Raw genomic sequence first — 250 nt, forward strand, 5'->3', positions numbered from 1 at the left:
ACGTAGACCTCGGTGCGGCGGGCCGGCGTGTGCGGAGGGCTGCTGTTCCCCACGGTGCCCGTCTCGGGGGCGGGGGTGCCGAGCACCAGCTTGCTGCTTCGCCCCCCCGCCTCGTGGAGGTGCTTGTGCCCGATGCCCCGCTTGGCGGGCTGCCGCCCGCCCGTCACCGCTGTGGGACGCCCCGCGGCCGGGGTGTACGTCGTGTGGCTTGCCGTGAGCTCGCGCGCCGGGGGGGGGGAGCAGCAGATGT

1 pseudogene is annotated in these 250 nt (G+C 76.0%); it reads right to left on the minus strand.

Features of this window, described 5'->3' with window-relative positions:
• A pseudogene (locus tag AMS65_RS20075) lies at positions 1–250 on the minus strand (hypothetical protein); the annotation flags it as partial.

The sequence above is a fragment of the Leucobacter celer subsp. astrifaciens genome, from assembly GCF_001273835.1.
In the GTDB taxonomy this organism is placed as follows: Bacteria; Actinomycetota; Actinomycetes; order Actinomycetales; family Microbacteriaceae; genus Leucobacter; species Leucobacter celer.